Below are 20,979 nucleotides of genomic sequence, written 5' to 3'. Positions count from 1 at the left end.
GATCAGCTCCAGGCGTGGAGCGGCGGGTTCACGCCGTTGAGGGCGTGGTTGCCGACGATCGCGTATTTCCAGCGGACGGGATCGTGCAGCGTGTGCGTGCGCGTTCCGCCAGTGACGGTCGAGATTCTCGGCGGCCAGAGTCGAGCGGGTCCCCGACAGCTCGAACAGCTTGTTCGACGCCGCCAGGGCGACCTCGGTGGTCAGCACCTTCGCCTCGGCGACCGCGATCTGGGCCGCCGCGACCGTCTCGGCGTCCGGCCGCGCGACGGCCGCGTCGAGGGCGAGACCGGCCCGGTCGAGCAGCGCCTCGGCGGCGTGCTGCCGGATGGTCAGGTCGCCGACCGCCTGGATCGTGTAGGGATCGTCGGACGCCCGCTCCAGCCCGCTGTCGATCCAGGGGCGGGCCTTGTCGCGGACGAAGCCGATAGTGTCGTCGAGGGCCTCGCGGCCGATCCCGGCATCGACCGCGGCCTGGATGATCTGGAACACGGCGCCGTCGGCGGTCGGCGCCGCGTAGCCCTTCCAGGCCGGCACCAGATGGGTCTTGGGCACGCGCACGTCGTCGATCAGCACGGTCCCGCTCGCCGTGCCGCGCTGGCCGAAGCTCGACCAGTCATCGATCACCGTGAGTCCGGGCGCGCCCCGCTCGGCGATGGCGTACCAAGCGCGTCCCTCGGCATCGAGGGCGACGATCGGGACCAGGTGCGCGAGGAGGGCGCCGGTGGCGTAGAACTTCCGGCCCCGCACCACGACGTGGTCGCCGTGATCGGTGAAGCGCGTGTCGAAATCGGCCGCCCGCTTGGTGCCGCGCTCCGAGAAGGCGTTGCCGAACCGCGTTCCGCGCAAGACCTCGCCGAACAGCAGGTGCTTCTGCGCCTCGTCCGACACCGTCCGGATCGCCGCCAGGATGCCGAGATGGTTCTGGGCGATCTGCGCGATGGCGGGATCGGCGGCCGCCACGATGGCGATGACCTGCGCGAGGGTCCGGTAGGAGACCTCGGGGCCGCCATAGGCGCGCGGCACGTTGATCGACCAGAGGCCGCTCTGCGAGAAGGCGTCGAGCTCCTCGAGCGGCCGCACGGCGTGGCGGTCCCGCTCCGACGCGCCGGCCCGGAACTCGGCCGCGAGCCCGTGGGCCACGGCCAGCGCCTCGGCGTCGTCACGGATCACGTGGGCGGGTGAGGGCGGCCGCGCGGGGCCGGGAGCGCCCGGGCGGTGCTCCGGCTCGAGCGTGCGCGCATCGACGGCGATGTTCATGGCTCACTCCGATCAGTCGGATTAGGGTTCGGCGGGCGGCGCTCAGGCGGCCTCGGCGCGCCGGTCGCGGGCGGCCTCGAGGGCGCGGACCCGCGGGATCACGTGCGCGCCGAAATACGCGACGTCCTCTTGGAAATGCAGGAAGGCCAGCAGGGCGAGGTCCGCTCCCGCATCCTTCAGCGCCAGGATCCGCTCGGCGATCTGGTCGGGCGTGCCGATCAGGTCGGTCTTGAAGCCGTCGTTGTACTGGACGAGATCCTCGAAGCTCGACTTGGCCCAGTTGCCTTCCCCTTCCGGCGAGGCCTTGCCGGCATTCTTGACCTCGTGACCGAAGGCCTTCACGGCGTCCGGGTCGGCGTTGTCGATGATCTCCTGAAGGACGGCGCGGGCCTCCTCCTCGGTGTCGCGGGCGATGACGAAGGCGTTGACGCCGATCCGGGGATGATTGCCGGTCTCGGCCGACTTGGCGCGGATATCGTCCACCTGGGCGCAAATCGTCTCCGGCGTGCCGCCATTCGTGAAGTACCAGTCCGACACGCGGGTCGCCATGTCGCGCGCGGCGCGCGACGAGCCGCCCTGGAAGATCTCGGGCAGCGGCTGGGCCGGCTTCGGCTTCAGCGTGTAATCGCTGTAGCGGTAGAAGTCGCCGCGGAAGGTGAAGCTGTCCTGCGTCCAGATCCCGCGCAGGCTCCGTATGAACTCCTCCGACCGGCGGTACCGCTCGTCGTGGTCGAGCCAGGGCTCGCCGATCGCCCGGAACTCGCCCGAGAACCAGCCCGAGACGATGTTCACCGCGATGCGGCCTTCGGTGAGCTGCGAGATCGTGGCGATCTGCTTGGCGGCGAGGGTCGGATGCCAGGGACCGGGCAGGAGCGCGGCGATCACCTTGAGCTTGGTGGTCGCGGCCAGCAGGGCGTGGCTGAAGGCGACCGATTCGTGCTGGTACTCGGCGCCGTAGCCCGCGGTGAACCGGATCTGCGTCAGCCCGTAATCGAATCCCGCCTCCTCGGCGATCTGCGCCAGCTTCCGATTGTAATCGGCATCCCAGCTCGTGCGCTGGGGGATCTTGCTGATGACAAGCCCCCCGGAGACGTTGGGCACCCAGTAGGCGAAGCGGATCGGCTCGCGCGCCGCCGCGTCGGCGAGATGGCTGGTCATCCGGCGTTACCTCAGTTGCACGGCGGTTGGGCGCCGTGTCGTCTTCGGATGATCGCCGCGAACTGAATACACTATGCAGAACGCGGCCGATCGCTCAAGAACACCGAAAGTATTCCGGGGCGATGGCCGTCGGTCAAAGGAACGGGTTGCCGTTTTTCAGCCGATCTCGGCGAGACTTTTCTTCGCCGAGATCCTGCGCGCGCGGCTTTGTCCTAGGCGGCGCGGGCCGCGGGCGAATCGTGCAGGCGGCGCCACGCGAAGACCGAGAACACGCCGATCAGGCAGGCGGCGAGGCCGAACCACGTGAATGCGTATTGCAGGTGGTTGTTCGGCAGATCGACCCGGAGCTGGCCGCCGCGCGGCCACGTCGTCTGCCCGGGAACGGCGTCGGCCTCGATCAGGTAGGGCTCGACCGTTCCGAGGCCGCGCGCCGCCGCGATGCCGGCGATGTCCCGGTTGAACCACTCCCCGCGGGCGGGATCCGGTTCCGGCACGAACATCCCCCGGGCCTCGCTCGCGCGGAGGATGCCGGTGACCGTCGTCGACCCGTCGATCAGGCCGTCCCGGCGATCGCTCTGCGCCTTCAGCTCCGTGGGGACGAAACCCCGGTTGATGATCACCATGCTCCCGTCGTCCCGGCGGAACGGCGTGAGCACGTAGTAGCCCTGCAGGGCGCGGCCCGGCGTCTCGCCGGGCGCCAGCCCGTGCACGAGGGTTTCCCGGTCGTTGAGGAACTGACCGCTGACCCGGACGTGCCGGAACTCGTCGCGCGCCGGATCCCAGGCCGCCGCGGTCGGCGGCGCCACCGGCTCCGCGCGGCTCTGACGCACGATCCTGGCGATCAGGTCTTCCTTCCAGGCCCTGCGCTCGAGCTGCCAAGTCCCCAGCCCCAGCAGGATGGCCAGGGCAACCAGCGAGGCGAGCCCCGGCGCGACCAGGTCGCGCCAGCCAGCGCGGTGCGGTCCGCTCGCGGTCACGGCTCGAAGCGCCCTTGCTCCGCCCGGTTGCTGAACTGCAGGGCGATCAGCAGGCCCTTGAGGGGCCGCACCAGGATCAGGCTGAGCCCGACCGAGAGGGTCAGGGCCACCAGGGCGTGGACCCAGATCGGCGGCTCGTAGGTGATCTCCAGCCAGAGGGCGAGACCGACCACGATCAGGCCGACGATCGACATCACGAAGAAGGCCGGCCCGTCCGCGGAGTCGAAATGCGCGTAGTCGAGCCCGCACGCCTCGCAGGAGGGGCGCAGGCTCAGGAACCCTTTGAACAGGTGACCCTCGCCGCAGCGCGGGCACCGGCCGCGCAGGCCGGTCGGGATCGGCGGCGGCGGCGAGTAGGTTCGGTTGTTCACGGGCACACTCCAGACCTGTTCCGTGCGGGACCCATCGACCCGCGCGCGGGCCGCTCTCGTCGATACGGGGTTCGCGCGGCGTCGGAAACGCAGAAGGGCGGCCTGAGCCGCCCTTCGCAGATCCGCCATGCGGCGACGGGATGGTTCCGCTCAGTGAGCGCCACCGCCGTGGAAGACCCCCGAACCCCACACGTAGATGGCGGCGAACAGAAACAGCCACACGACATCCACGAAGTGCCAGTACCAAGCGGCGAACTCGAAGCCGAGGTGCTGACGCGGGGTGAACTGGCCCGCGTAGACGCGGAACAGGCACACCGCCAGGAAGATGGTGCCGATGATGACGTGGGCGCCGTGGAAGCCCGTCGCCATGAAGAAGGTCGACGAGTAGATGCTGCCCGAGAAGCCGAACTCGGCGTGGCTGTACTCGTAGGCCTGGCAGGCGGTGAACAGAACGCCGAGGATGATCGTCAGCCACAGGCCGTACTTCAGGCCCTTGCGGTCGCCCTCGATCAGCGCGTGGTGCGCCCAGGTGACGGTGGTGCCCGAGGTCAGCAGGATCAGCGTGTTCAGGAGCGGCAGGTGCCAGGGATCGAACGCCTCGATGCCCTTCGGCGGCCAGACACCGCCGGTGAACTCCACGCGCGAGACCTGGATCGGGTCGGCGGTGTAGAGGGCGGCCTCGAAGTAGGCCCAGAACCACGCGACGAAGAACATCACCTCGGAGGCGATGAACATCATCATGCCGTAGCGGTGGTGAAGCTGGACCACACGGGTATGGTCGCCGGAATTGGCCTCGTGCGCGACGTCCTTCCACCACGAGTACATGGTGTAGAGAACGCCGATCGTGCCGGCCCCGAAGATGTAGGGACCGGGGGCCAGGGTGCCGATCGTGAGGCTCTTCATCCAGAACACGGCGCCGAACGCCATGAGGAAGCCCGAGAAAGCCCCGATCAACGGCCACGGGCTCGGATTCAGGATGTGGTAGTCGTGATTCTTGGCGTGCGCCTCGGCCATCGTCCCGTCGCTCCTCACCCTCGCGCCCTGCGCCGTTCCCGGCCTTACGCTGTTCGTTGCCTGCCCTAGGCCGGGCGCGGCACGCACCACGCCCAAGCTTGCTGGCAGCTTTAGTCGCTGCGGCCCCGTGTTGTCACGGGTCCGCGATCAGAAATCGCCCTTCGTTCCCGAGGAAGACGATCTCGCCACCGCCGCCTTCACGGGTTCACCGTTCTTGGAGGCGAAGTAGGTGTAGGACAGCGTCATCTCCGAGAGATGCGCGGTGTTGGAGTCGTCGCGAACGGCCGGATCGACGTAGAACACCACCGGCACGTCCAGCGTCTCGCCCGGCTGGAGCGTCTGCTCGTTGAAGCAGAAGCACGCGATCTTGACGAAGTAGCCGCCCATCAGACCCGGCTGGACGTTGAAGGTCGCCACACCCGCGGAGGGCGCGCTGCCGGTGTTCTGCACGCGGAAGAAGACCGTCTTCGTTTCGCCGAGCTTCGCCTCGACGCTGCGCACTTCCGGGATGAACTTCCAGGGCAGCCCAGGCGCGACGTTCGTGTCGAAATGGACGATCATGCTGTCGTCGGTCCGCGCCGCGGAGGCCGAGAGCGCCGGTCCCTGCCGGGGCGTGCCGTCGTAGCCGGTCGCCTTGCAGAAGGCGTCGTAGAGCGGCACCGACGCGAAGGCGAGGCCGATCATGCCTACGGCGAGACCCGCGCAGGCGAGGGCGGTGCGCGTCGCGGCCCGGTTCGATCCTGATGGAGGAACGGTCATCGCAGGCGCCTCAGAGCGGCCGGGTCAGGATCTGAGGGCCGAGCTTGACGATCGTCAGCACGAAGAACAGCAGGACCCAGGCTCCCAGCGCCAGCGCGATCGCGATCGAGCGCTTGCGGCGGCGCGCCTCCTGCTCGGGCGTGAGCGGCGGGTACTGGATCTCGGGATCCGCCATGGCGCTCAACCCAGGACCGGGCGGAACAGGCCGAAGCTCTGCTCGGCCAGGAGCGCCGAGAACAGCGCGAACAGGTAGAGGATCGAGAAGCCGAACATGCCCATGGCGGCGCGCCGCTCGGCATCGCCCTCGCGGTTCCGCAGCACGCGGATGCTGAAGGCCACCATGCCCAGGCCGCCGACGAGGCCGACCACAGCGTAGACGAGGCCACCGAAGCCGAGAGCCACCGGGACGAGGCCGAGGGGGGCGAGCAGCAGCGAGTACCACACGATCTGGCGGCGGGTGGAGGCGGGGCCGGCGACGTTCGGCATCATCGGGATGCCGGCGCGGGCGTACTCGTCGGCCTTGATCAGGGCCAGCGCCCAGAAGTGCGGCGGGGTCCAGATGAAGATGATGGCGAACAGGATCAGCGACTCGACGCCGACCGACCCGGTCACCACCGCCTGCCCGATGACAGGCGGCAGGGCTCCGGCGGCGCCGCCGATGACGATGTTCTGCGCGGTCGCCCGCTTCAGCCACATCGAGTAAACCACGGCGTAGAACACGATGGTGAAGGCGAGGAGCGCGGCCGCCAGGAGATTGGCGGCGAGCCCGAGCACCACCACGGAGGCGACCGAGAGGAACAGTCCGAAGCCCAGTGCCTCCTGGGAGGTGATCCGGCCCGACGGGATCGGCCGGGTGGCGGTCCGACTCATGACCGCGTCGATGTCGGCGTCCCACCACATGTTGAGGCAGCCGGACGCACCGGCGCCGACCGCGATGGCGAGGAGCGAGATCGCGCCGATGGCCGGCTGCACGTGGCCCTGCGAGACCACCATTCCGACCAGTGCGGTGAAGATCACGAGGACCATCACCCGCGGCTTCAGCAGGGCGAAGTAGTCCGGAACGTCGCCGCCGGCGGTCGTGAGGGCCGGGGCCGGAACGTCCGGTCCGATCGTGTTCGTCAGGCTCGTCATCGCGTCTGCCGCTGCTGTGTCGGCGCCCGGCCGCGCGCGTCACGGCCGAGTCGTGTCTCGAATTCGACGTGTTCCAAGGATCGGCGTGAGCGGGGCCCGGGACTTCTCCCTCGGCCCGTGCGGATCGCCCTCATCGCTCGCCCTTGCCGGGAGGTCGGCCGACCGGCCTCCGGGGAAGGGCGAGGGCCGCGGACGCGGCCCTCGCGGGGTGTCTATCAGTGCGCGCCCGGCTCGTCGACGATGCGGGGCAGCGTCTCGAACTGGTGGAACGGGGGCGGGGAGGAGAGCGTCCACTCGAGGGTGGTGGCGCCTTCGCCCCACGGGTTGTCCGCGGCCCGCTCCTTCGAGCGGAAGGCGAGGATGACGCCGATCACGAACACGAACATGCCGAGCGCGAAGATGTGGCCGCCGTAGGTCGACACCTTGTGCCACTGGGCGAACGCGTCCGGGTAGTCGGCGTAGCGGCGCGGCATGCCGGCGAGGCCCAGGAAGTGCATCGGGAAGAACAGGACGTTCGCGCCGATGAAGGCCAGCCAGAAGTGCAGCTTGCCGGCCCACTCGGGGATGATGTGACCGGTCATCTTCGGGAACCAGTAGTAGACACCGGCGAAGATGATGAACACGGCCCCGAGGGACAGCACGTAGTGGAAGTGCGCGACCACGTAGTAGGTGTCGTGCAGGTACTTATCGACCGCCGAGTTGGCCAGCACGACGCCGGTGACGCCGCCGACCGTGAACAGGAAGATGAAGCCCACCGCCCAGTGCATGGCGGCGGTGAAGCGGATGGAGCCGCCCCACATGGTGGCGATCCACGAGAAGATCTTCACGCCGGTCGGGACCGCGATCACCATCGTGGCGAACACGAAGTAGGACTGCGTCTGCAGCGACAGGCCGACCGTGTACATGTGGTGCGCCCACACGACGAAGCCGACGACGCCGATCGCCACCATGGCGTAGGCCATCGCGAGGTAGCCGAAGACGGGCTTGCGCGAGAACGTGGCGATGATGTGCGACACGATGCCGAAGGCCGGCAGGATCATGATGTACACTTCGGGGTGACCGAAGAACCAGAATAGGTGCTGGTACAGGATCGGGTCACCGCCGCCGGCCGGGTCGAAGAAGGTCGTGCCGAAGTTGCGGTCGGTCAGCAGCATCGTGATGGCGCCCGCGAGCACCGGCAGCGAGAGCAGCAGCAGGAACGCGGTGACCAGCTCGGCCCAGGCGAAGAGCGGCATCTTGTGCAGCGTCATGCCCGGGGCGCGCATGTTCAGGATCGTGGTGATGAAGTTGATCGCGCCGAGGATGGAGCCCGCGCCCGACAGGTGCAGCGCGAAGATCGCGAAGTCGACGGCCGGGCCGGGATGGCCGGCGGTGGAGAGCGGCGGGTAGACGGTCCAGCCGGTGCCGGCGCCGGACGCGCCGGGCGCGCCCTCGACGAACAGCGAGCAGAGCAGGGAGCAGAAGCCCGCCACCGTCAGCCAGAACGAGATGTTGTTCATGCGCGGGAACGCCATGTCGGGCGCGCCGATCATGAGGGGCACGAACCAGTTGCCGAAGCCGCCGATCAGCGCCGGCATCACCATGAAGAACACCATGATGAGCCCGTGGCCCGTGACGAACACGTTGTAGGTCGCGGGGTTCGAGAAATACTGCAGGCCGGGCGCCTCCATCTCCATCCGGATGCCGAAGGAGAGGAACGCGCCGATGATTCCGGCGCAGAAGGCGAACAGCAGGTAGAGGGTGCCGATGTCCTTGTGGTTCGTCGACAGGAACCAGCGGGCGAAGAACGACGGCTTGTGGTCGTGGACCTCATGGGCCCCGGCATGGGCTGCGGCTGTAGCCATGGATTCGAATGCCTTGTGGATCTGATGGGGTCTGTTCGATCAGCCGGGGCTCAGCGGGCCTCGGCGAAGCTCGTGCCGTTGTCGATGCGGGCGTACTTGGTCTTCGCCTCCTTCAGCCAGTCGGCGTAGGCCTGCTCGCTGACCACGCGGACCACGATGGGCATGTAGGCGTGGCGCTGGCCGCACAGCTCGGAGCACTGGCCGTGGAAGGTGCCCTCCTTGTCGGCCTTGAACCACATCTGGTTCAGGCGGCCGGGGACGGCGTCGATCTTGAAGCCGAAGGCCGGAATCGCCCAGGAATGCAGCACGTCGGCGGCGGTGACCTGGATCTTCACGATCTTGTTGACCGGAACGACCATCTCGTTGTCGGTCTGCAGCAGGCGCGGCTGCTTGTCCTCGTCGATGTTGGCATCGAACGTGAAGCCGCCGCCGGCCTCGGTCTGCGGGTACTCGTAGGACCAGTACCAGGCGTGGCCGACGACCTTGACGATCATGTCGGCCTTCGGGTCCGAGAGCTGCGTGCGCAGCAGGCGGAAGGACGGGATCGCCACGGCGACCAGGATCAGCACCGGCACGATCGTCCAGGCGACCTCGATGGCGGTGTTGTGCGTGGTTCGGGACGGGGTCGGGTTCCGCTTCTCGCCGAAGCGGTAGACGCACCACAGGATGAGCCCGAGGACGAACACCGAGATGGCGAGGGACAGCCAGTGCAGGCCGATCTCGAAGTTCAGGATGTCGCGCGCGTTCTCGGTGACCGGGATCTGCCGGTCCATCTCCCACGGCACGGGCTGACCGAAGCCCGCGGCCTGCGCGCCGGATATCGGGAAGAGCAGGGCGCCGAGAGCGGCGAGGCTCCAGAGTGACCGGTTGATCGTCCGCACCGTCCGCATCTGCCTCTCGTGGCTCCCCTGAAACTGTCTGGCTGCCGCCGGACCTCCCCGTCTTGAACGCGTGCGGGATTGTACCGACGTGACGGAGTACCGGTTGTGTCACCCGGCATTATCCGACCGGCGCTTCAGACCACAAGGGCCGGCCACGTGCAACCGCACAAGCGTCGCATCGCGCGCTTTCCCGCCAGTTGACGGCGCCTCGTGGCGTCGGCGCACTAGGGGCCGGCGAAATCGTTCCCCGTCGCGTCGCGCCGGGGATGAAGCGTCGCGACGCGTTCGTGCCACGCCTGCGGAGTTCGAGATGTCCACCCAAACCGGCAGCCCCACCTCCGGTCCTCTCCCCTGCGCAGTGCCGGCGCCGATGCAGGTGATGACCTATATGGGCTCGGCGCCGAGGCCGGACACGCGGGCGCTGGCCGTCGAGGCGCCGGTCAACCTCGTCTACGGCAGCGTGCCGCACGCCGTGATGATGGCGACGCCCGCCGACCTCGAGGATTTCGCCTACGGCTTCAGCCTGACGGAGGGCATCGTCGACAGCGCGGAGGAGATCCGCGCGACCCGGGTGGAGACGGCGTCGGACGGTCTGCGCCTCCACGTCGATCTCGCGCCGGGCCGGCTCCGCGAGCATCTGGCGCGCAAGCGCGCCATCAGCGGCCGCACCGGCTGCGGGGTCTGCGGCATCGAGGACTTGGCGCAACTGCCGCGGGCCGGGGAGCGGGCGGACTCCGAGGTCCGGGTCGGGCTGCCCGCCATCGCCCGCGCCCTGTCGAATCTCGACAGCGCCCAGCGCCTCGGCGCGGAGACGCGCGCGGTCCACGCCGCGGCCTGGGCGCGCCTCGACGGCGGCCTCGCGGCGGTGCGCGAGGATGTCGGCCGCCACAACGCGCTGGACAAGCTGATCGGCACCCTGATGCGGACCGGGACGCCCGCGGACTCGGGCTTCCTGGTCATCACCAGCCGCTGCTCGTTCGAGATGGTCGAGAAGGCCGCGCGGCTCGGCGCGGCCGTGATCGTCGCCATCTCGGCGCCGACGTCGCTGGCCCTCGACCGAGCCCGGTCCTACGGCATGACGCTCTGCGCCATCGCGCGGGCCGACACCGTGACGGTTTTTACGGGAGCCGAGCGGCTGACGGACGGCGCGTGACGCGCCGGTCCCGTCCGCCCAATTTACTCGGCCTGGCCCGGGACGATGGTCGCGCCGCCGATCACCCGAACCGGCTTCTTGTCCGTTGGCGGATCCTTCCAATCCTTCGCGGCCGGCTTGGCCGTCTCGGCCACGGCGGCGTCGGCCGGCTTCGACGGCGCGGCGGGTCGCGCAGCGGGAACCGGGGCCGGGGCCTTCTCGATCGCCGCCGCCTTGGTCTCGGGCGCGGGACCGGCGTTCGGATCCGCCTTGGCCGTATCGGCCGGCGGGAGCTTGGGGGCCGGTGCCTCGGGAGACGTGCGGGGCGGCGGCTTCAGCTCCGGCGTCCGGGCGAGCGCCCCGCGCGCGACCCGCTTTGGCGGAGCGTTGGGCGGAGCGGTCCGGCCGACGCTGTCGGGATTCACGCCTTCGGGATTGGCCTCGGGCCGCAGGGCCTCGGTGCCCAGCCGGCGCTGGGGCCGCGCCACCGGACCGTCCTCGGACGGGACCGGCCGCATCGCGCGGCGGGGCACGACCTCGTCCTCGGTCCAGCCGAAGCCCGGTGCGGGTCGCTCCAGCCGAGCGACGGTCTCGGGCGCACCGATCGGCCGGCGGCCCACGATCCCGCCCGTCATGGGATCGACGAACAGCCGGACGGACGCGCCGGCGGGACCGACGGCGTCGACCACGTAGACCCGCCCGTCGAAGCGCGGGCGGCTCAGGCCGCTGAACCCGCGATCTGCGAGGCGCCAAGCGACGACGCGAGGCGGAAGGACCTCTTCCTCGAAGGCGAATTGCGCGCGCGCCCCGCCCGATGCGCCCAAGAGAGCGAGCGCCGACAGGCACGCGGCGCGAAGCGTCCGGCTCATCGGGCGTGGAAGGCGCGCAGCGGCTCTGCTCGTCATCGTCACTCTTGTGCGTTCTGGGTTTGGAGACCCGGCAGAGTGTCCGGTTCGTGTCCGGTTCCGGCATGGTCCGGGCCGGTAGACCCGGACCTCGACCATGCCGGCGAGGTCGTTGCCCCGCATGCCGCTTGTGCTCGGCACGACCCGTAGAACCCGCGATTCGGGCGAGATTGCGGAGGCGCGGAGCGGGTCGCGGCCCGTCATCCAGAGCGGCGACACCGTCGCGGCCTGCAGTCTCTTGCTGAAAACATTTCAATCTGGCAGTTTCGCGACTTAGGACAGCACAACTGTCCCATCGGCCGTGCATCCCGGCCGTCGCCGTCTCGCGCGCGGGCGAGAAGTTTCGGCAGACGGACACGGGCGCGCCAGCGCACCGCTCTCCGAGCGGTCCGGGTCCTCGATGAACGCAGGCCGACGGACGTGTCCTCCCGGACCGGCCGGATGGCCTGCGGCAAGAGGCCGGGCGCGTGGCGCCGACGGCTTGCGGGCATGAAACATGCTCGCGGGTTCTTGGCTGCGGACGGGTTCGAGGGAAGGACGAGACGAAGCATGTCACAACGCAGACCCGCCGAAGAGTTTGCTGCGTCCACGGCCCAGGCTGCCGCCCCCCGCGGCGGCGCGATGCCGCTCATCGTGCGCGACCCCGCCTTTCCGAAAGCCCAGGGTTCCTACGATCCGGCCCGCGAGCGCGACGCCTGCGGCGTCGGCTTCATCGCCGACATGCACGACCGCCGGACCCACGCGATCGTCGAGCAGGGCCTGAAGATCCTGGAGAACCTCGATCATCGCGGCGCGGTGGGCGCCGATCCCAAGATGGGCGACGGCTGCGGCATCCTCACGCAGATCCCGCACGGCTTCTTCGCCGAGGAGTGCTCGCGCCTCGGTTTCGAGCTGCCGCCGGCGGGCTCGTACGCCATCGGGCAGTTCTTCATGCCGAAGGCGGAGGAGCCGCGGGCGATCATCCAGGAGATCGTCGAATCGTCCCTGGCGGCCGAGGGCCTGCCGCTCCTCGGCTGGCGCGACGTGCCGGTGGACCCGGAGGATCTCGGCGACGCCGTGAAGGCGACCGAGCCGCACCACCGTCAGGTCTTCATCGGCCGGCCCGCCTCGGTCACCGACCAGGACGCGTTCGAGCGCCGGGTCTACGTCGCCCGCAAGGTGATCTCCAACAAGGTCTACGGCCTCGACGATCCGCGGGTGAAGGAGTTCTACCCGGTCTCCGTGTCGACCCGGACCATCGTCTACAAGGGCATGGTGCTGGTCACGCAGCTCGGCGGCTACTTCCTGGACCTGAAGGACGACCGCTTCGTCTCGGCGATCGCCCTCGTTCACCAGCGCTTCGCCACCAACACCTTCCCGACCTGGCGGCTCTCGCACCCCTACCGGATGGTCGCGCATAACGGCGAGATCAACACGCTGCGCGGCAACGTCAACTGGATGGCGGCCCGCCAGGCGAGCGTCGATTCCGACCTGTTCGGCAACGACATCTCGAAGCTTTGGCCGATCTCCTACGAGGGCCAATCCGACACGGCCTGCTTCGACAACGCCCTCGAGTTCCTCGTGCAGGGCGGCTACCCGCTGGCCCACGCGATGATGATGCTCATCCCGGAGGCCTGGGCCGGCAACCCGCTCATGAGCGAGGAGCGGCGCGCCTTCTACGAGTACCACGCCGCACTCATGGAGCCGTGGGACGGTCCCGCCGCCGTGGCCTTCACCGACGGCCGCCAGATCGGCGCCACCCTCGACCGCAACGGCCTGCGCCCGGCGCGCTACATCGTCACCGACGACGGCCTCGTGGTGCTCGCCTCCGAGATGGGCACCCTGCCGATCCCGGACGAGAAGATCGTCCAGTCCTGGCGCCTGCAGCCGGGCCGCATGCTGCTGATCGACCTGCAGAAGGGCCGAATCGTCTCCGACGAGGAGATCAAGGGCGAGCTCGCCGCCGCGCATCCCTACGCCGACTGGGTGAAGAACACCCAGATCGTCCTGGAGGACCTGCGACCGGTTCAGCCGCGCGAGTCCCGCGGCGACGTGAGCCTGCTCGATCGCCAGCAGGCCTTCGGCTACACGCAGGAGGATCTCAAGCTGCTGATGCAGCCCATGGCCGTCACCGGCCAGGAGGCGGTCGGCTCCATGGGCACGGACACGCCGCTCTCGGCCCTCTCCGAGAAGTCGAAGCTGCTCTACACCTACTTCAAGCAGAACTTCGCGCAGGTCACGAACCCGCCGATCGACCCGATCCGCGAGGAGGCCGTGATGAGCCTCGTCTCGTTCATCGGGCCGCGGCCGAACCTGCTCGACATGGAGGGCGCGTCCCGGCGCAAGCGCCTGGAGGTCCGCCAGCCGATCCTCACCAACGCCGATCTAGAGAAGATCCGCTCGATCGGCCATTTCGAGGATCGGTTCGACACCAAGACCCTCGACATGACCTACCCGGCCGAGACCGGCGCGGCGGCCATGGACGGGGCGCTCGACCGCCTCTGCGACCGCGCCGAGGCGGCGGTGCGCGGCGGCTACAACATCATCGTGCTCACCGACCGGGCGGTCGGGCCGGATCGGATCCCGATCCCGGCGCTGCTGGCCACGGCGTCCGTGCACAATTACCTGATCCGCAAGGGGCTCCGGACCTCGGTCGGCCTCGTGGTCGAGTCGGGCGAGCCGCGCGAGGTGCACCACTTCGCCTGTCTCGCCGGCTACGGCGCCGAGGCGGTGAACCCGTACCTCGCCTTCGAGACGCTGCTCGACATGAAGGACGAGTTCCCGCCGGACCTCACCGACGACGAGATCATCTACCGCTACATCAAGGCGATCGATAAGGGCCTGCTGAAGGTGATGTCCAAAATGGGCATCTCCACCTACCAGTCCTATTGCGGCGCGCAGATCTTCGACGCGGTCGGCCTGAACTCGACCTTCGTCGGCCGCGACTTCTTCGGCACGGCGACGACCATCGAGGGCGTCGGCATGGCGGAGATCGCCGAGGAGACCGCGCGCCGACACCGCGACGCCTTCGGCGACGCGCCGGTCTACCGGAACGCCCTGGATGTCGGCGGCGAGTACGCCTACCGCCTGCGCGGCGAGACCCACACCTGGACGCCCGACACGGTGGCGACGCTGCAGCACGCGGTGCGCCTCAACGTGCCGGAGCGCTACCGCGAATACGCCGAGCTGGTGAACCGCCAGGAGCACCAGCTGAAGACGCTCCGCGGCCTGTTCCGCATCAAGTCCGCCGCCGAGCTCGGTCGCGCGCCGGTCCCGCTGGACTCGGTCGAGCCGGCCTCCGAGATCGTCAAGCGCTTCGCCACGGGCGCCATGTCGTACGGCTCCATCTCCAAGGAGGCGCACGAGACCCTCGCCATCGCGCTGAACTCGTTCGGCGGGCGATCGAACTCGGGCGAGGGCGGCGAGGAGGTCGAGCGGTTCAAGCCGCTGCCGGACGGGCGCTCGCGCCGGTCCGCGATCAAGCAGGTCGCCTCCGGCCGCTTCGGCGTCACGACGGAGTACCTCGTCAATTCCGACATGATGCAGATCAAGGTCGCGCAGGGCGCCAAGCCCGGCGAGGGCGGCCAGCTGCCCGGCCACAAGGTCGACGCCAAGATCGCCAAGGTCCGCTACGCCACCCCGGGGGTGGGCCTGATCTCGCCGCCGCCGCACCACGACATCTACTCGATCGAGGATCTGGCCCAGCTGATCTTCGACCTGAAGAACGTGAACCCGTCGGCGGACGTGTCGGTGAAGCTCGTCTCCGAGGTTGGCGTCGGCACGGTCGCGGCCGGTGTCGCCAAGGCGCGGGCCGACCACATCACGATCTCGGGCTTCGACGGCGGCACCGGCGCGGCGCCGCTGACCTCGCTCAAGCACGCGGGCGGACCCTGGGAGACCGGGCTGGCCGAGACCCAGCAGACGCTGGTGCTGAACGGTCTGCGCGGCCGCGTCGCCCTTCAGGCCGACGGCGGCATCCGGACCGGGCGCGACGTGATGATCGCGGCGCTGCTCGGCGCCGACCAGATGGGCTTCTCGACGGCCCCGCTGATCGCGGCCGGCTGCATCATGATGCGCAAGTGCCACCTGAACACCTGCCCGGTGGGCGTCGCCACCCAGGATCCGGTGCTGCGCAAGCGCTTCAAGGGCACGCCGGAGCACGTGGTGAACTACTTCTTCTTCGTGGCCGAGGAGGTGCGGGAGATCCTCGCCTCGCTCGGCTTCACGAAGCTGGAGGAGGCGGTCGGCCGGTCCGACGTGCTCGACAAGGTCGAGGCCATCGCTCACTGGAAGGCGCGCGGGCTCGACTTCACCAAGCTGTTCCACCGGCCGAAGGTGGCCGAGGGCACGGCGATCCGCCACGTGGAGGTGCAGCACCACCCGATCGACACGGTGCTCGACCGGCGCCTCATCGAGAAGGCGCAGCACGCGATCGAGACCGGCGAGCCGGTGGTCATCGCCGACACCATCCGGAACTCGGACCGGGCGGCGGGCGCGATGCTCTCCGGCATGGTCGCCAAGGCGCACGGCCACGAGGGCCTGCCCGACGACACGATCGTGGTGAAGCTCGCCGGCACGGCGGGCCAGAGCTTCGGCGCCTGGGTGGCGGCCGGCGTGACCGTCGAGCTGACCGGCCACGGCAACGACTACGTCGGCAAGGGCCTGTCGGGCGGCAAGCTGATCATCCGGCCGAGCGACGCGCTGAAGTCGCCGCAGGACCGGACGATCATGGTCGGCAACACCGTGCTGTACGGGGCGATCGCGGGCGAGTGTTACATCCGCGGCTCCGCGGGCGAGCGCTTCGCCGTGCGGAATTCCGGCGCGATCACGGTGGTCGAGGGCATGGGCGACCATGGCTGCGAGTACATGACCGGTGGCGTGGTCGTGTCGATCGGCGAGACCGGGCGCAACTTCGCGGCCGGCATGTCGGGCGGCATCGCCTACGTGCTCGACGAGGACGGCTCGTTCTCGGCGCGCTGCAACCTGTCGATGGTCGACCTGGAGCCGGTCGAGGAGGAGGACGACCTAATGCGTCGCTTCCATCAGGACGGCGACCTGGAGACCAAGGGGCGGGTCGACATCCTGGCCGACATGTCCGGGCACGACGAGGAGCGGCTGACGCAGCTCATCACCAACCATCTCAAGTACACGGGCAGCCCCCGCGCCAAGGCGATCCTCGACGACTGGAGCGGCTACCGCACCAAGTTCGTGAAGGTGATGCCGGTGGAGTACCGCCGGGCGCTGCGCGAGATGGAGATGGCGCGGATGCCGGTGGCCGCCGAGTAGGCGGCTTCCTGAGACCGGGCGGGCTCCCGCCCGGTCACGCACCCACACGAGACGACGACGCGGGCAGCGCAGTCAGAGACTGGCCGGCCCAGGGGCTGACCAATGGGCAAGATCACAGGCTTCCTCGAGTTCGACCGGCAGGAGCAGAAGTACCAGCTCGCCGCCGACCGGGTCCGGCACTTCCGCGAGTTCACGCTCCCGCTCGACGAGCACGACCTGACGAAACAGGCCGCGCGTTGCATGGATTGCGGCATCCCGTTCTGCCACGGGCCGACGGGCTGCCCGGTCCACAACCAGATCCCGGACTGGAACGACCTCGTCTTCCAGTCGGATTGGGAGGAGGCGTCCCGCAACCTCCACTCCACGAATAACTTCCCGGAGTTTACCGGCCGCGTCTGCCCCGCGCCCTGCGAGGAGGCGTGCACGCTGAACCTCGAGAACCAGCCGGTCGCCATCAAGACGATCGAGCAGGCGATCGCCGACCGCGCCTGGAACATGGGCTGGGTGAAGCCCGAGCCGGCGCAGACCCGCACCGGCAAGCGCGTCGCGATCGTGGGCTCCGGACCGGCCGGTATGGCGGCGGCGCAGCAGCTCGCCCGCGTCGGGCACGACGTCCACGTGTTCGAGCGCGAGCCGAAGGCGGGTGGCCTTCTCCGCTACGGCATCCCGGACTTTAAGATGGAGAAGCGCCATATCGACCGGCGCGTGCGCCAGATGGAAGCCGAGGGCGTCGTCTTCCACTACAATCAGAACATCGGCGTCACGAAGTCGGTCGACGAGCTCAAGGCCGAGTTCGACGCCGTGATGTTCTGCGGCGGCGCCGAGGATCCCCGCAACCCGCAGCTCCCCGGCCAGGACCTCGAGGGCGTCCACTACGCGATGCCCTACCTCGTCCAGTCGAACCGGCGCGTGAGCGCCGAGCCGATGCGCGGCAACGGCGAGCAGCCGATCCTGGCCGCGGGCAAGAACGTGGTGGTCATCGGCGGCGGCGACACCGCCTCCGACTGCGTCGGCACCGCGTTCCGCCAGGGGGCCCTGTCGGTGACGCAGCTCGACATCCGCCCGCGCCCGCCGGAGCGGGAGGACAAGCTCACCGTGTGGCCCTACTGGCCGACCAAGATGCGGACCTCGTCCAGCCAGGCGGAAGGCGCGGAGCGCGAGTTCCAGGCCGCGACCCTGCGGCTCGAGGGGAACAAGAAGGGCCAGCTCACCGGCGTGGTCTGCGCCCGCGTCGATGCCAAGCGCCAGCCGATCGCCGGCACCGAGTTCGTGCTGCCGGCCGACCTCGTCTTCATGGCGATCGGCTTCGCGGGCTCGGTCCAGAAGGGTCTGCTGGAGCAGTCCGGGGTCGGCGTCGACAAGCGTGGCAATGTCGAGGCGAACGAGGACGACTACCGCACGTCGGACGCGAAGATCTGGGCCGCCGGCGATATGCGGCGCGGCCAGTCCCTGGTGGTCTGGGCGATCCGCGAGGGCCGTCAGGCGGCGCGCGCCATCGACGAGATGCTGATGGGCGCCAGCGTCCTGCCGCGCTGACGGCCTGCTGAGAGCGTGCGAAGGGCCCGCCCGGCTCAGCCGGGCGGCCAGCGGAAATCGTCGGCTCGGCCGGGCTGCGGCATCGGCGCGTTGCCGCGCAGCAGCGTCCGCTCCACGGTCCCGGAATTGTCCGGATCGCGCGGACGGCCATTCAGCAGCGCCCCGCCGGGCGACACTTCGCTCCGGCTCAACGGTACCACGGGGCCGGCCGCGGGCTTCACCGGGAGCGCCGGCACGCCGGGCGGCTCCGGCAGGCTCGGCAGCATCGCGGTGATCTGACGATCGATCGCCGCGGTATCGGTGGCCGTTGCTGTACCGTCGAGGCTCGGCCCGGGTGTCGCGGGCGGTGCCGTCGGCGCCACTGTCGCGGTCGGCGACGGCTCGGCCGTGCCCGGCACCGCGCCCATCAGCCGCTTCAGCTCGACATCGGCGAAGTGGGCCAGCTTCCGATCGCCCGCCTTGGTGAAATGGACACCGTCCGCGGTACGGAGCTTGGCGATCTGGCCTTCCGGATCCGGGCCCGACGCGGCGTACCGGTCTCGGTCGTCGACGAAGCCCGGCCAGATATCGACGTAGGTCCCGCCGGCCTTGGTAACGGTGTCCCGGACGATGTCGTTCAGGGAAGCGAGGTCCCGGCTCAGGGACTCGCTCTGGACCGGCGGCAGACCGACCCAGATCAGCGGGATCTTGCGGTCGGTGAAGACTTTCGCCAGCGCCTCCACCCGGGCGCGGTAGAGGGCGCGCCAGCGGTCCGTGAGGGGATCGGCCGTCTCGTCGCCCTCGCGGATCGGCTGCCGATCGTTGGCGCCCAACATCACCAGGGCGTAGCGCACCTTCGCGTTGCTCTGGAGGTAATCCTGCGCGACCTTCGGCCAGTCGACCACGTCCTTGCGCACCAGACCGCTGTCGCCCTTCGCGCGGTCGATCACGGCGACGTCGGCATTGTCCTCGAACACGTCGTCGAGGCCCTTGGCGAGATGGTCGGCGAGGGAATCGCCGAAGACGGCGATCTGGACGTTCGGCTCGGTCTTGGCGACCGCGGGCTTCGGCGGTGTGGGCGCCCGGGCCGGACGGACCCGCCGCTTCACCGCGGGGGGCGGACGCTGCGCCTCTCCGGTCGCGTAGGGATTGGTTCGCTGGCGCGGGGCCCGGTAGGTGCGCTCCGGCTGCGGCGCCACCGGCTGCGGCCTGTCCTCCCAGGGCCAGTAGAACTGGCGCGGCGCCTCCTGCTGCGGCGCGTAGCGGGGCTGGCGCCCGGACGTCCCGTCGTCGCGGTAATAGGCGTCCCGCGGCCGCCGGCGCGGCGGCGCCTGGTAATAGGTGCCGCCCTGCTGCTGCTGGTAGCTGTCGCCCCACTGCGCGCGGGCCGGACCGCCCCCGAAGGTCGACACCTCCGCGAGCCCCAACAGGACCGAGAGCCCGAGGATGAGGGGGCGTCCCGGAGGACGCCGACGAGCGAGGACCATGCGCATCCCGTACGCTTTACGCCGAACCGGGCCCGTTCGGACCGCGGCCACTATAGGTGGAAGCCGCGCGCGGGTCTAAACCTCTCGCCGGGCTCAGCGTCGCGGCGCTGCCTTCCCGGCCACGCGGGCGAGCAGGGCCGGCGTCGCGTACCCGTCGGCCGGCAATCCGACGCTGATCTGATAGCGCCGCACCGCCTCGCGCAGCTTCGGGCCCGCGCGTCCATCCGTCGGCCCGTCGTAGTAGCCGGAAGCCGCGAGGCCGGTCTGCAGGGCGCGGAGGCCCGGCCCGTCGAGGCGGGCTCCGGCGGGCCACGGCGCGGCCAGCGGCGGACCGCCGGCGAGGCGGTCGGCAAGGTGACCCACTGCCAGCGCGTAGGAATCCGAGGTGTTGTAGCCCCGGACCACCTCGAAATTGTCGGTGATCAGGAAGACCGGCGCGCCGAGGCCTCCGGGCAGGAACAGGCTGGCGCGCCCGGCCCCCGGCAGCGGCTGCCCGTCGGTGCGGCGAACGCCGCGCTCGGCGAAGCTCGCGAGATCGCCCGCGTAGCGGCTCAGGTCGAACTCCTTTGGCAGGCGCACCTCGTAGCCCCAGGAGAAGGTCGGATTCCAGCCGAGATCCTTGAGATAGGCGGCGATCGAGGCCAGCGAATCCGCCGCGCTGGTCCAGATGTCGCGCCGGCCGTCGCCGTCGAAGTCGACCGCGTGGGCCAGGTAGGTGGAGGGCAGGAATTGCACCTGACCCATCGCGCCAGCCCAGCTGCCGCTCATCCGGTCGGGCGCGATGTCGCCGCGCTGCAGGATCGTGAGGGCGGCGAGGAGCTCGTCGCGGAACAGGCTGCCGCGGTGCCGCGCCTCGGCGAGCGTCGCCAGCGCCCGGACGGTCGGGACGCTGCCCGCACTCGCTCCGAAATCCGACTCGACGCCCCAGAACGCCATCACCACCGGACCCAGAACGCCGTAGCGGGCCTCGATCGCCGTCAGGGTCGACGCGAGGGTAGCGGCGCGGTCGCGGCCGCGCGCGATGCGGCCGGCCGAGACCGCGCCGACGAGGTACTCCCAGACAGGCCGACTGAACTCGCTCTGGCGGCGGGTTCGCGCCAGGATTCCGGGATCAGGTCCTGTGATCCCGCGGAACGCCGCGTCGAAGGTCGCGGCGGAGACGCCCCGCGCCGCCGCGTCCAAACGCAGGGCCTCGACGAACGCCCGGAAGGCGTCCTCGGCGCGGGCCGGGCCGGTCGCGAGGCACGCCGCCGCGGCCAGGATCCATCGACGGGAATGCATCC

Annotated in this window: 15 protein-coding genes and 1 pseudogene; 3 read left to right on the top strand and 13 right to left on the bottom strand. The window is 69.8% G+C overall.

Annotated elements, in window-relative coordinates; genetic code table 11:
* Positions 1-2 precede the first annotated feature (2 nt).
* The 10 genes and pseudogenes from ACLBYB_RS04365 to coxB form a co-directional block, all read right to left on the bottom strand.
* Positions 3-1,257: pseudogene (locus ACLBYB_RS04365) on the bottom strand (SfnB family sulfur acquisition oxidoreductase).
* Between the two features lie 42 nt (positions 1,258-1,299).
* On the bottom strand, positions 1,300-2,415 hold the full coding sequence (gene sfnG, locus ACLBYB_RS04360) for a dimethylsulfone monooxygenase SfnG (RefSeq protein WP_447697969.1): 1,116 nt from the start codon (positions 2,413-2,415) through the stop codon (positions 1,300-1,302).
* Positions 2,416-2,627: 212 nt separating this feature from the next.
* Positions 2,628-3,392 carry an SURF1 family protein gene (locus tag ACLBYB_RS04355; RefSeq protein WP_447697968.1) on the bottom strand — a complete coding sequence of 255 codons (765 nt, stop codon included), beginning with the start codon at positions 3,390-3,392 and terminating at the stop codon, positions 2,628-2,630.
* Positions 3,389-3,763 (bottom strand): DUF983 domain-containing protein, encoded by a 375-nt coding sequence (locus ACLBYB_RS04350; protein ID WP_026604660.1) that lies wholly within the window; start codon positions 3,761-3,763, stop codon positions 3,389-3,391. Before ACLBYB_RS04350 ends, ACLBYB_RS04355 begins: the two co-directional genes overlap by 4 nt.
* Before the next feature lie 150 nt (positions 3,764-3,913).
* A complete protein-coding gene (locus ACLBYB_RS04345; protein WP_427507563.1) occupies positions 3,914-4,777 on the bottom strand; it encodes a cytochrome c oxidase subunit 3 in 864 nt (287 codons plus the stop codon).
* A gap of 147 nt (positions 4,778-4,924) precedes the next feature.
* Complete coding sequence (locus tag ACLBYB_RS04340) at positions 4,925-5,536, bottom strand: cytochrome c oxidase assembly protein (RefSeq protein WP_447697967.1); 612 nt, start codon at positions 5,534-5,536, stop codon at positions 4,925-4,927.
* Positions 5,537-5,546: 10 nt separating this feature from the next.
* The gene (locus tag ACLBYB_RS04335; protein WP_056522038.1) at positions 5,547-5,711 is read right to left on the bottom strand and encodes a hypothetical protein; all 165 of its coding nucleotides are present in this window, start codon (positions 5,709-5,711) and stop codon (positions 5,547-5,549) included.
* Between the two features lie 5 nt (positions 5,712-5,716).
* On the bottom strand, positions 5,717-6,667 hold the full coding sequence (locus ACLBYB_RS04330; protein WP_020091410.1) for a heme o synthase: 951 nt from the start codon (positions 6,665-6,667) through the stop codon (positions 5,717-5,719).
* Between the two features lie 215 nt (positions 6,668-6,882).
* On the bottom strand, positions 6,883-8,511 hold the full coding sequence (gene ctaD / locus ACLBYB_RS04325) for a cytochrome c oxidase subunit I (protein ID WP_020091411.1): 1,629 nt from the start codon (positions 8,509-8,511) through the stop codon (positions 6,883-6,885).
* 50 nt (positions 8,512-8,561) lie between these two features.
* On the bottom strand, positions 8,562-9,401 hold the full coding sequence (coxB, locus tag ACLBYB_RS04320) for a cytochrome c oxidase subunit II (RefSeq protein ID WP_447697966.1): 840 nt from the start codon (positions 9,399-9,401) through the stop codon (positions 8,562-8,564).
* Between the two features lie 370 nt (positions 9,402-9,771).
* On the opposite strand from coxB, the gene fdhD reads away from it, so the two are divergent.
* A complete protein-coding gene (gene fdhD, locus ACLBYB_RS04315; RefSeq protein WP_447698145.1) occupies positions 9,772-10,545 on the top strand; it encodes a formate dehydrogenase accessory sulfurtransferase FdhD in 774 nt (257 codons plus the stop codon).
* Positions 10,546-10,568: 23 nt separating this feature from the next.
* Here the strand turns inward: fdhD and ACLBYB_RS04310 are convergent, their stop codons facing one another.
* Positions 10,569-11,348: a hypothetical protein gene (locus ACLBYB_RS04310; RefSeq protein WP_447697965.1), complete on the bottom strand. Its 780-nt coding sequence runs from the start codon at positions 11,346-11,348 to the stop codon at positions 10,569-10,571.
* Positions 11,349-11,978: 630 nt separating this feature from the next.
* Between ACLBYB_RS04310 and gltB the strand changes: the two genes are divergently transcribed.
* Together gltB and ACLBYB_RS04300 are read left to right on the top strand one after the other, a co-directional pair.
* Positions 11,979-16,694 (top strand): glutamate synthase large subunit, encoded by a 4,716-nt coding sequence (gltB, locus tag ACLBYB_RS04305; protein WP_447697964.1) that lies wholly within the window; start codon positions 11,979-11,981, stop codon positions 16,692-16,694.
* A 102-nt stretch (positions 16,695-16,796) separates the two neighbouring features.
* Positions 16,797-18,230 (top strand): glutamate synthase subunit beta, encoded by a 1,434-nt coding sequence (locus tag ACLBYB_RS04300; protein WP_020091416.1) that lies wholly within the window; start codon positions 16,797-16,799, stop codon positions 18,228-18,230.
* Positions 18,231-18,265: 35 nt separating this feature from the next.
* Here ACLBYB_RS04300 and ACLBYB_RS04295 read toward each other — a convergent pair whose 3' ends face one another.
* Both ACLBYB_RS04295 and ACLBYB_RS04290 read right to left on the bottom strand, forming a co-directional pair.
* Positions 18,266-19,696, bottom strand: a complete 1,431-nt coding sequence (locus tag ACLBYB_RS04295; protein WP_447697963.1) for an SGNH/GDSL hydrolase family protein — start codon at positions 19,694-19,696, stop codon at positions 18,266-18,268.
* 93 nt (positions 19,697-19,789) lie between these two features.
* Positions 19,790-20,977, bottom strand: a complete 1,188-nt coding sequence (locus ACLBYB_RS04290) for a lytic murein transglycosylase (protein ID WP_447697962.1) — start codon at positions 20,975-20,977, stop codon at positions 19,790-19,792.
* Positions 20,978-20,979: the final 2 nt, after the last annotated feature.

Source organism: Methylobacterium sp. D54C (assembly GCF_053345595.1).
Note: the sequence above shows the minus strand (reverse complement) of the source record. Positions and strands in the feature narration are given on the sequence as shown.